This window comes from Acinetobacter sp. 228 (assembly GCF_048147885.1).
Window position 1 is genome coordinate 1 of the sequence record NZ_JAYWYV010000031.1, and the last position, 11,657, is coordinate 11,657.

Consider the following 11,657-nt stretch of genomic DNA (forward strand, 5'->3'; position numbering starts at 1 on the left):
CGACAGTTAGTTAGCTTTTTAACCCCTAAACCTATGAAAATCGGGTGGGGATGATTTTTTTGTCGTGTGCAGAGATATTTTATTCTAAAAGGCTTCTTAACATCCATGCAGTTTTTTCATGAATATCAAGTCGTTGAGTTAGAACATCTGCCGTAGGCTGATCATTCGCTGCATCTACAACATCAAATAAACTTCTTGCAGTTCGCGCAACAGCTTCATGTGCATTAACAAGTAACTGAATCATTTCATTCGCTTGGGGTACACCTTCCACTTCCTGAATTGAAGCTAATTCTACAAATTGCTTGTAAGTACCCGGAGCTGGGAAACCTAAGGCACGAATACGCTCTGCAATCACATCGAGTGCATTCCACTGCTCGGTATATTGATCCATAAACATATTATGTAAGCTGTTAAACTGTGGGCCAGTGACGTTCCAGTGAAAATTATGAGTCATCAAATAGAGTGTGTAACTGTCAGCGAGTAATCGCGATAATCCTTTGACAATCTTGGCGCGATCACCTTGTGAAATACCAATATCAATAACTGCTAATTTCGCTTGTTTTTTTACGCTGCCCATAATTAAACTCCTGATGAGGAAAATACAACAGGATGAACATATCATTGTTATGTTCATAATTTAAAGAGAAATATAATTATTTAATTTTATCTATTTAGATGACTATAATTATTTTTTCTTTGTATATATCATTATATATTTATATATAATGATTGGTTTTTATTACAGTCTAAATTAGCTTTAATCTTTCTATAATCCCATCATAAATCTGCTTTACAACAAGCCAGCTAAGATGTTTCCTCTTACACCAAGAAAGGATAGATACCATGAGCCAAGATATTAAAAAGTGTCCAGTCACGCATCTGACCACTGATGCAGGGGCACCTGTTGTAGATAATCAGAACAGTATGACAGCAGGACCACGGGGTCCTTTACTCGCACAAGATTTATGGCTAAATGAAAAACTGGCAAACTTTGTTCGTGAAGTCATTCCTGAGCGTCGTATGCATGCCAAAGGTTCAGGTGCTTTTGGTACATTTACAGTTACGAATGACATCACACCATACAGCCGCGCTAAGATTTTTTCAGAAGTTGGCAAGAAAACCGAAATGTTTGCTCGGTTCTCGACAGTTGCTGGTGAACGTGGTGCGGCTGATGCAGAACGTGATATTCGTGGTTTTGCCCTCAAATTCTACACTGAAGAGGGTAACTGGGACATGGTGGGTAATAATACTCCAGTCTTCTTTTTCCGTGATCCACGTCAATTTCCTGACCTGAACAAAGCTGTTAAACGCGATCCAAAAACCAACATGCGTTCTGCCAACAACAACTGGGATTTCTGGACACTGTTACCTGAAGCATTACACCAAGTAACTGTAGTAATGTCTGATCGTGGTATTCCTGCAAGCTACCGCCATATGCATGGTTTCGGTAGTCATACTTATAGTTTGATTAATGCCAATAACGAACGTTTTTGGGTGAAATTCCATTTCCGTACTCAACAAGGTATTAAAAATCTCACAGATGCAGAAGCAGCAGAGGTCGTTGCAAAAGATCGTGAAAGCAATCAGAACGATCTTTACCATGCGATTGAACGTGGTGAATTCCCTAAATGGACGCTATTCATTCAAGTGATGCCTGAACAAGATGCTGAAAAACTCCCTTATCATCCATTTGACTTAACTAAGGTCTGGTTAAAAGCAGATTATCCACTGATTGAAGTCGGTGAATTTGAACTGAATCGCAATCCAGAAAACTATTTCCAGGATGTGGAACAAGCAGCTTTCTCACCAAGCAACGTTGTTCCTGGCATCAGCTACTCTCCTGACCGTATGCTCCAAGCTCGCCTGTTTAACTATCCAGATGCAGCTCGTTACCGTGTCGGAGTTAACCATTCACAAATTCCAGTTAATGCTGCACGTTGCCCTGTACATTCCAACCGTCGCGATGGTCAAGGCCGTATTGATGGAAACTATGGTAGCTTACCGCATTACGAGCCAAACAGTTTCAGCCAGTGGCAAGAGCAACCAGAATATCGTGAACCACCACTCAAAATCAGTGGTGATGCCGACTTCTGGGATTACCGTCAAGATGATAGCGACTACTTCAGTCAGCCTCGCGCACTATTTAATTTAATGAATGATGAGCAGAAACAGGCTTTATTTGACAATACTGCACGTGCAATGGGCGATGCCTATGACTTTATTAAATATCGTCATATTCGTAACTGTTATGCTTGTGATCCAGCTTATGGTCAAGGTGTTGCTAAATCTTTAGGTCTGACTGTTGCTGATGCACAAAATGCACGAGCAACTGATCCAGCTTTTGGACAACCTGGTTTTCTGTAATAGCGATTTAATTTTTTAAGCGAGAAAAGTAGGAGGATATTTTATCCTCCTACTTTTCTCTTAAACGCATATACACCTTGTTTATCGTAATTAGTAATTTTCCCAAAATTAAAATGTACTGGTGACCATTTAGGAGGCTTTCCTAATAGATCTACATTCCAGTGATGTTCAAAGAATATTAGGTATTAACTCATTAAGTGTTGAATCTTCCACTACTCATCTCTCAAAATTTATAAATTAAAAAGCTTTCGGTCACACTCATCCGTCAAATACTTATCCATCTGAGCAATTAGTTTAGCTCTGGCCTGTTCATCATCTTCAGTGATTTTTAGCATACAGGATCCGATTAAAATCTTACGTCTGGTATCATCCTTCCGCGCCTGTTCTTTCTCTTTGGCACGTTCTCTGGCCAGTGCTGCCTGTCTTTGAGCCTTAAGCTGTTTCAGCTTCTCTTCCTGTGCCTTAATCTTGCTGTCTAAATTTTCAGTAACGCTCATTCATCCAATACCATCATCCTGGGAAACCATGCCTAACATAAGCGCACTTGAATATGCATTCAAGGTGCTATATGTATAGTAATGTTTTCCTCGAAGAGCGCACTTATGCAAACTTCGTTTGCAAGTCCGATTGGGGTCTCCCCAATACCCCGACAACCGTATTCACGGTTGTATTTCACTACGTGAAAATTTAAAAGCGAAAAATAGACATGGCGATTTACCACTTTTCAGTCAAAACCGTAGCACGATCCGCAGGGCGTTCCGCCACTGCTGCGATTGCCTATCGGGCAGGTGAAAAGATCTATTGTGAACGTGAAGGCCGAGAACATGACTACAGCCGAAAAACTGGTGTGGAATACAAAGAAATTTATTTACCCGAAGGCGCACCAGAGCATTTAAAGAATCGAGAAAAACTCTGGAACGAAGTTGAACAACGGGAAACCCGAAAAAACTCGACTGTAGCCAGGGAATTTGAAATTGCCTTTCCAAGTGAATTGAACCAGGAACAACGTCTGGCCATGCTCGAAGAATTATGTGCCAGTATCGTGGAAAGACACCAAGTAGCAGTCGATGCTTGTATCCATGCACCGCATACCGGATCCGGCAGTGATGAGCGTAATTATCACGCCCATATCCTGATGAGCACACGCAAACTGACTCCAGAAGGTTTTACAGAGAAAACCCGGGAACTCGATCAGAAACATAGTGGAGAAATCGAGCACTGGCGCGAACACTTTGCCGATATCTGCAATATGCACCTCGACATGGCCGGATCTACCGCCCGGGTCGACCACCGCAGCTACAAAGACCAGGAGAATGGCCTGGAAGCGACCCTGCACGAAGGACCGAAAGTCACCGAACTACGTAGAAGAGGCATCGAAACCGAAATCAGCCGAAGCAATGATGAAATCAAAGAAAGAAATCAGGCTCAGCTGCAATACGGTAAAAATATGGACCTGCTGATTGCTGAAAATGAGATAAAACTCAGCACACTGAAAATAGAACAGCAGATCCAAATCAAAAATAGCGCTAAAACGCCACCAATTGACGAAAAAGCCCTGTTTGAGGAAAAACAGAGGGAAACCCTTGGCAAAGTGCTAAAACGCGAAATCAGCGCAAAAGACGCGAATCTAGACCTGGATTTCATGCAGCAGCATCTAGAGAAGGCCGAAAAAACCCTGAGCAAGCACCACAAACATCAAAACGAGTTCAATCAGCAGCTTGCCCAGGAGATCGTAAAAAGCGGACTCAAGCAAAGTCATGACAAATTACAAAGCCTGGTCGATCAACACAACGAATTAACCCAGAACAAACCCTTACTGTTTGGAAAAAAAGCCTGGGAAGCCCAACGTGATGAGATCTACCAGGAACACAAAAAGCTGAAAGGTCAGCATGAACACCAGAAAAAACATGGTGTGAAGGATTTATTGGAGAATGATAAGTTCAAAGAACATGCCTGGAAGCAGTACCAACAACAACATCCGGCCAAAGCCAAGCAATACCAGACTCTATACCCATCCTACCAAGTCATTAAAAAATGTGTGGATGAGATCAAAGCAGAACAACAGATGAAACTCAGACAAGAACAACAACTCAAAGCACAGCAACATGTGCCTAAAATGAAATCTCGTGGCATGAGTCGCTAAACAGAGCGAGTGTCTACGAGCGAACTGAAAAAATTTGCCCATCCCTTTCCCTGATTACAAGCTCCCTATCCATTAATCACCTACCCTACAGAGCATCCCGCATGGGTGCGAACTTTCCAAGCTTGATTCCTAAACCGAGCGTAGCGAGAAAAAAAGCTTATGAGCGAAGCGAATTCCGAGTTGCTTTTGCTTTTTCTTAAATTCACGAGAATATGAACCAAAAATTGCCCCGACGAATCGAGCGAAAGCGAGATTCAATAGAGTTTGAGCGAAGCGAAAACCAAGGGCAATTTTTCAAATTCCCTTTTTTAATTATTTTTAAATCTTTTAAATCTTTTCAGCCCTCTGTATGCCTTTAGTAGCAATAGTTTCAGTATTTAAATATGACGGATTGACTACTAACTATGACGGATTGACTACTAACTATGACGGATTGACTACTTAACTATGACGGATTGACTACCAACTATGACAAGTATATATTTGTCATATATTAAAAATTAAATGGTTTTATTTTGGATAAGAATCAAGTTGTAAAATCAAATCAAGTTATAGAAGCTTCATATCAATTAAGTGCCGTAGAGCAACGTATTGTCTTGGCAGCCATTTCACGTATTCCAAAGAATCAACCCATCACAGATGATGAGTTATACCCAGTGAGTGTTAATGAATTACAGCTCCTAGGAGTACACGAGAAAACAGCCTATAGAGATTTAAAAGAAGGGATTAATAGACTTTATGAAAGGTCTATCAACCTCTCTGTAGACGATAAATCTATCAAAATGAGATGGGTACAAGAGGTTCAGTTTTTAGATAGTCAAAGTGTCATTGGTATTCGCTTTTCAAAACCAATTTTGCCTTTTATATCTAACCTAAGTAGAGAATTTACGAAATATGCTCTATCTGATATCGCGGGTATCAACAGTGGGTACGGTATCCGTATCTATGAGTTACTGGTGCAATACAGACAAATAGGTAAGCGTGAAATCTCTGTTGATAATCTACGAACCATGCTGGAACTAGGTAAAAAGTATCCGTTATTTGCTGATTTTAAAAAAAGGGTAATTGATACTGCTGTAGATCAAATAAATGAATACAGCCCTTTACGTGTGACGTATGAGCAGAAAAAAACAGGTCGTAAAGTTACTCACATTACTTTTTCTTTTAAAGAAAAAACAAAAAGTATTGGTCAGGAAACTACAGACATACCGAAAGAGTTCTATAAGTTAACAGATGCTCAGATAAACATGTTTGGTAATCAACTATCACGTCTACATGAACTTTCTCATCTAGCGCGTGAGGGCGAGAGCTATGAAATATTAGCTTCAAAAATCAAGGAAAAACTTAGAGATCCAAAACAACAGAAGCAGTTTTTACCTTACTTACGGAACTTAGGCTTCAAACCTTGAGTGTATTGAAGAATACACTTATTGTATTCTTCAATACGTATCTTAAATACACAGTAATACACTATGAAAACAAGTACAAAATACAGTGTTAGTGATGCTGCCACACTGTATAAAAAATCTAGAGCGACACTTTATAAAGATATAAAAAATGGGGTATTAAGCCGTGATCATGATGGCTTTATAGACTTTTCAGAATTATTGCGTGTATATGGTGAACCGTTTTCTGGAAAACAGTCAAAACGTATTGATACGTCTCTAATACAGAATCTGGATACACCCGAATACACTGATAAAACAGTAGTAGAGTTGAAAAATCAGATCGACTTTTTAAAGAAACAATTAGAAAAAGCAGAAGATAGAGAGGCTAAAGCTAATGCTCGTATCGATACGCTTCTTACACTAATTGAAATGAAGCCATCTAAAGCTAGTAGTGAACCTAATAAAGAGAATATTGAAAGTAATATTTCGCCAAACCCAACTGATATGGCAACAAATATTCAGTTAAAGCAGGTTAAAGAGGACGGATTGACTACTCCAGAGAACAAACGTATCCCTGTTCCAGAACATGTTGAGCCAGAACCTAAAAAGAGAGGCTTCCTGAGCCGTTTTTTCCTTCCGTATGGTTAACCAGGACTCCAATTTTTTGATGAGCCAATTTCATTGCCAGCAATGAAATAATGACTCACCAAAAAACCGGATGATGTTTATTAAAACTGAATAAAATCGTGGAACATTGCTTATTTATTAAGCGTGGAACACTAAAAAAGATAAAAAAAGCCCGAACAGGGATGTTCGGGCTATCAACTAGGAACTACAGCGTTGAATTTTCAAGAGAATTATAACGCATTTCGTATAAGGTGTATTATGTTAATTTTAGAAATAATACAAATTAATTTTCTACTTCTCCTTTCATACTCATATCAACCCAAAGTGGTAAAGGAAATGAAGAATTAATTGGATATCCATCCCTGCTCGCATATCCAGAGGTTGGGTAGAAAGCCAGATTTCATCGATACGGATCATGTTGCAAGTGCCTTGAGTAATTCTGCTAAAGCAGATATTTCTGATACTTGCCATTTCAAGCCAATTTCTGCTCTTGAGTGGGGTAAAGTAATTTGAACCGTTAACATGTCAGTAGGAGTAGGATCTAATGGTGCAGAGCAAGATAAGGGAATAAATGCAGGTTTATTTGGTAGTGATGAGCGATCATTTCCTTGCTTACCATCAATTAAGCGAATCCATTTGGATACAAGATTTGTATTCAATCCATGTTGCAAAGCGACTGAAGCAATTGAAACGTCCGGTGCTTTACAAGCCTGAACGATTTGCTGTTTAAATTCAGCACTGTATGTTCTTCGTTTTTTCGCAAGAGATGTAATGGATGTCTGGTTATTTGTAGTCATAAATTTAAGTCCCCACTTGTTTTTAAGTGGGGACTAAATTAAGGCTTATAGGATGAATTCATAAGGTGTGTTCAGCGGACGCTTACCGTTTTATGAGGGTGGTGCCCACTAAAAAGCTGGCTTGATAACAAGCCAGCTTTTTAGTGTTTCGTACAAGGTAGAGGTTTCTAAATTACCCTTAAGCCAAAATTAGATTTCTAAAATTTAGACGACTATCTTGGCTAATTTCGGTTACTTCTGATCAGGAAGAGCAAACGCAATAATATAGTCACCTACATCTTTTGAGTGGCTCGCACCCCCTGCAGAAATAACTACATATTGCTTACCTGTTTTTGGTGATTTGTAAATTAGAGGTGCTGCAACAGCTGCAACGGGTAATTTAGCTTTCCATACTTCTTTACCAGTTTTGGAATCTAAAGCACGTAAATAATAATCTTGCGTACCTGCAAAGAATACCAAGCCAGAAGCTGTTGAAGTAGGACCACCTAGTGTTGGCATTCCTAATGGCATTGGGAGATGTGATTTAATACCTAATGGGCCAAGCTGTTCAGCTGTTCCCATTGGTACTTGCCATACCAACTTTTTGGTTTTTAAATCAATCGCAGACATCGTACCGAAAGGTGGTCGATTACAAGGTACCCCTAATGCTGATTGCATAATATCAATTTTTACTCCAGCGTACGGGCCTGCAAATTGTGGGCGTACTGTTCCCATAAATCCAGGAACTTCATCGGTAGATATTTTGTATTTCCCCATATCTTCTTTACGAACTAAAGACATCCGCAAAGGCATACGCATATCATTGACGAACATTAAACCTGTTGATTCATCAATTGAAATACCCCCCCAATTCATTCCGCCTAATAAACTTGGCCATTCAATATATGGTTTCTCACTAGGTGGTGTATATAACCCTTGATAAACCGAATCTTTAAACTGAATACGGCAATTGAGTTGATCAAAAGTTGAAATACCCCACATATCTTTTTCACGTAAAGTGTCATTACCAATTTGTGGCATACCTACAGAATATGGCTGAGTCGGAGATAGTTTTTCTCCTTCTGCTTGACCGGTAGTCGGTACGGGCTTTTCAATAACTTTAGTAACAGGTCGGCCTGTACGTCGATCTAATACAAAAATTTGTCCCATTTTTGTTGTTTGAATAAGGGCAGGAATTTGTTCTCCCTTATCATTGGTGACGTTGTAAAGAACTGGTTGAGAAGGTAAATCGTAGTCCCAAACGTCGTGATGAACAATTTGATATGACCATTTAGTCTTACCAGTCGTTGCATCTACAGCAACTACTGCTGAGCCAAATTTTTCTTTTGCTGCATTACGATCACCGCCCCAGTAATCAGGGGGGCCATTTCCAGTAGGTAGATATACTAGATTTAAATCTTTGTCGTAAGTTGGAATTGTCCACATATTTGGGGTTTCAAGAGTAAAGCCGTTTTTAGGTTGTCCAGATAATTCTGGATTACCTACATCCCAAGCCCAGGCTAGTTTACCAGTACGTACATCATAAGCACGAACTACGCCAGAAGGTTCACCATGAGTAATGTCTCGAACCCAACCGCCTAAGATGGCAACATGCCCTGCGATTAATGGGGTAGAGGTTGGATGGTAGCGTTTACTTTTTTCAGTAGGACCCATGTCATTTAACAGGTCAACTTGGCCATTTACTCCAAATTGAGGACATAAAGCACCAGTTTTTGCATTCAATGCAATTAAACGACCATCAACTGTAGATGTTAAAATTCGTTGTGGACAGGCTTGAATACTAGGAGTTTGTAAATCTGCTTTTGAAAGCGTTTTATCATGAGTCGCATCATAGTAACCAACACCACGACAGGTAATGTGTTCAGCTGTTTTTGCTTTTGGATCATATTTCCAAAGTGCTTTACCGCTATCACCATCAATCGCAGTAATAATATTAGTTGGAGTACATGAGTACAGTGTGCTACCAATTTGAATTGGAGTATTTTCATCGACTCCAATATTTTTTGGTCGGCCAGTATGGTAAGTCCATGCAACTTGTAAGTTTTTAACGTTATCAGGAGTAATGTCAGTATAAGGGGCAAAGCGGGTACCACTACCACTACGACCAAAATATTCCCAATTATCAGGATTTTCTGCTGTAGGTTTAGTTAAATTACGATCTTGAGCAATATTAACTTGATTTAGAGTTTTTCCATGGGGAAAAAAAGCTGAGATTAAAGCTATAACACAAGCAATAAAGCCAACTAAACCAACACGATTAGCAAAAGTCACTTTTTCTGTTGAAAGTGTTATTAAACTACGGCTTGCCCATAAGCTTAGTACAAATAAAACCGTTGGAACAACTAGACGGGGAATATACTGCCAGAAGTCAAAAACTTGTACTTCGGAAATAGCCCATATAACTGTTGCGATGAAAGTTAAAATGGATAGCCATAAGCTGATTACTTTTCTAAATGTATATAAAATAGCAATCAGTAGATAGGCAATACCAGCGATAAGGTAATAACTTGAGCCACCTAAGCTAACAAGCTTTCCACCTTGGATAATTAAGAATAATGCGATTAACACATGTAGAAGTATTACGAAAAAGCGATAAACTTTTGATCCTGCCCTTTCAGAAGGTGCAGTGTATTCGGTACTCATATATTGTCTCTTTGATGTGGGCTGTAATTAGCTTAGGCATTGCTACAGGAGGATTATTTCCTATAGCCCTTATTTTACCTATTGAGTTCGCATCTAGTACTCAATTAGCAACACGGCTAAGTGGAATAACCCAGTCCTTTGGATACTTATTGGCTGGGATCATGCCATGGGTTGGTGGAATTATAATAGATAAATTTTGTTCTATGGTGGGTCTAACTTCTCTAACCATGCTCATGGCTTTAGGTTTAGGAATTACTTCATATCATATGAAATATATGTTCAGTCAATATTCTAATGTATGAATAAAAAACATCTTATATCCGACTTTAAAATTACTAAAACTAATTCCATTTAACATAATGGTGGTTATACGAAGTACACTTGTATATTAACTTAAATATCAAACACTTAACCAAATACTAAAAATCCAAAAATGACGAAAAAGCCGATTTTGAAACAAGTCGGATTTTTTATGAGCGGTTTTGATAGTTCTTGCCAATACATTTGTTTAAAAAGTAATCAATTTTGCGATTTTTTTAAATTTTATCAATGCGTGAATGTTCAAAATTATCCCCATTTCTTGTGGATAAATTTCAGGCACTTTGTACGCTTTGGCTTACTCGAATTCCAGTTCTTTGCTGCTATCCGGACTACGAAAATATTCCTATGATGAAGTCATACAGGAACAGGATGTTCCGGAACATAAAACAACAATGATAAGTTTTAACACGAGGATTGTGAGGTAGAGCAGCACCTACCAAAGATCGCACAATAAAAAACCCCGGCAGGATACCGGGGTTTTTTATTGCCTCTCATTTCTCATTTGCAAAACAAACATAATGGCCCTAAAATATAGACTATAATCTATATTTTGGTTGTAGTATGTGGACAGTCATTACGACAGATCTATTTAATCAGTGGTTTGAACAGCAAGATGAATCGACACAAGAGAAGGTCCTGGCTGCCCTGGTTGTTCTACAGCAGCAGGGACCGAATTTAGGCCGTCCTTTAGTAGATGCTGTGTATGAATCTAAATTTACCAATATGAAAGAATTGCGCGTTCAACATCGCGGTAGACCACTAAGAGCTTTCTTCGCATTTGATCCCTTACGACAGGCTATTGTTCTATGTATTGCTGATAAAGGCGGTAAAAAGCGTTTTTATAAAGACATGCTAGATATTGCAGATGAACAATACCGACTTCATCTCACCACCCTAGGAGATAAATCTAATGGCTAAGACTCTACAAGAATTGTTAGCTAGCCGCTCTCCAGAGAGCCAAGCCCGTATTCAAAAAATGGCAGATGAATTACTGCTAGAAAATCAGCTTCATCTTATTCGTGAAGAACTCGAAATTTCTCAAAAAGAGCTTGCTGAAACTTTGGGAATAAAACAGCCATCGCTTTCGGCAATAGAAAATCGTGGTAATGATCTGAAAATTTCAACCATGAAAAAGTATGTTGAAGCAATGGGTGGGAAGCTCCGTATTGATGTAGAGCTTCCAACCGGAAAACATATAGGTTTCAATGTTTAACATTAAAAATGGGAGCTTAAGTCTCCCATTTTTGATTGAGATAAAAGTAAATTTTCTCAGAATCAGCAATATTTCATTATATTTTATCTCTGCACACGACAAAAAAATCATCCCCACCCGATTTTCATAGGTTTAGGGGTTAAAAAGCTAACTAACTGTCG

The 11,657-nt window shown here is 39.1% G+C and carries 10 protein-coding genes; 6 read left to right on the plus strand and 4 right to left on the minus strand.

What is annotated here, in order from left to right; translation table 11 throughout:
* Nucleotides 1–79 precede the first annotated feature (79 nt).
* Complete coding sequence (locus tag VXQ92_RS14980; protein ID WP_159373187.1) at nucleotides 80–577, minus strand: Dps family protein; 498 nt, start codon at nucleotides 575–577, stop codon at nucleotides 80–82.
* Between the two features lie 266 nt (nucleotides 578–843).
* Between VXQ92_RS14980 and VXQ92_RS14985 the strand changes: the two genes are divergently transcribed.
* Nucleotides 844–2,364: a catalase gene (locus tag VXQ92_RS14985; protein WP_159373186.1), complete on the plus strand. Its 1,521-nt coding sequence runs from the start codon at nucleotides 844–846 to the stop codon at nucleotides 2,362–2,364.
* A 230-nt stretch (nucleotides 2,365–2,594) separates the two neighbouring features.
* On the opposite strand, the gene VXQ92_RS14990 is transcribed toward VXQ92_RS14985, so the two are convergent.
* A complete protein-coding gene (locus VXQ92_RS14990) occupies nucleotides 2,595–2,861 on the minus strand; it encodes a mobilization protein (protein WP_159373185.1) in 267 nt (88 codons plus the stop codon).
* A gap of 209 nt (nucleotides 2,862–3,070) precedes the next feature.
* Here VXQ92_RS14990 and mobQ point away from each other — a divergent pair, with 209 nt between their 5' ends.
* The 3 genes from mobQ to VXQ92_RS15005 all read left to right on the plus strand — a co-directional run bounded on the left by mobQ (nucleotide 3,071) and on the right by VXQ92_RS15005 (nucleotide 6,543).
* Entirely contained in the window at nucleotides 3,071–4,507 is a 1,437-nt protein-coding gene (gene mobQ / locus VXQ92_RS14995) for a MobQ family relaxase (RefSeq protein ID WP_231517338.1), read from the plus strand.
* A 515-nt stretch (nucleotides 4,508–5,022) separates the two neighbouring features.
* The gene (repM, locus tag VXQ92_RS15000) at nucleotides 5,023–5,916 is read left to right on the plus strand and encodes a replication initiation protein RepM (RefSeq protein WP_180054137.1); all 894 of its coding nucleotides are present in this window, start codon (nucleotides 5,023–5,025) and stop codon (nucleotides 5,914–5,916) included.
* Nucleotides 5,917–5,979: 63 nt separating this feature from the next.
* A complete protein-coding gene (locus VXQ92_RS15005) occupies nucleotides 5,980–6,543 on the plus strand; it encodes a plasmid replication DNA-binding protein (RefSeq protein ID WP_180054136.1) in 564 nt (187 codons plus the stop codon).
* A gap of 392 nt (nucleotides 6,544–6,935) precedes the next feature.
* Here the strand turns inward: VXQ92_RS15005 and tnpA are convergent, their stop codons facing one another.
* Entirely contained in the window at nucleotides 6,936–7,319 is a 384-nt protein-coding gene (gene tnpA / locus VXQ92_RS15010; RefSeq protein ID WP_024439349.1) for an IS66-like element accessory protein TnpA, read from the minus strand.
* Between the two features lie 231 nt (nucleotides 7,320–7,550).
* Complete coding sequence (locus VXQ92_RS15015; RefSeq protein WP_032060263.1) at nucleotides 7,551–9,962, minus strand: membrane-bound PQQ-dependent dehydrogenase, glucose/quinate/shikimate family; 2,412 nt, start codon at nucleotides 9,960–9,962, stop codon at nucleotides 7,551–7,553.
* 882 nt (nucleotides 9,963–10,844) lie between these two features.
* On the opposite strand from VXQ92_RS15015, the gene VXQ92_RS15020 reads away from it, so the two are divergent.
* Together VXQ92_RS15020 and VXQ92_RS15025 are read left to right on the plus strand one after the other, a co-directional pair.
* Nucleotides 10,845–11,201, plus strand: a complete 357-nt coding sequence (locus VXQ92_RS15020) for a type II toxin-antitoxin system RelE/ParE family toxin (protein WP_159373188.1) — start codon at nucleotides 10,845–10,847, stop codon at nucleotides 11,199–11,201.
* Complete coding sequence (locus tag VXQ92_RS15025) at nucleotides 11,194–11,496, plus strand: helix-turn-helix domain-containing protein (protein WP_001140620.1); 303 nt, start codon at nucleotides 11,194–11,196, stop codon at nucleotides 11,494–11,496. The genes VXQ92_RS15020 and VXQ92_RS15025 overlap by 8 nt, the downstream gene beginning before the upstream one ends.
* Nucleotides 11,497–11,657 lie beyond the last annotated feature (161 nt).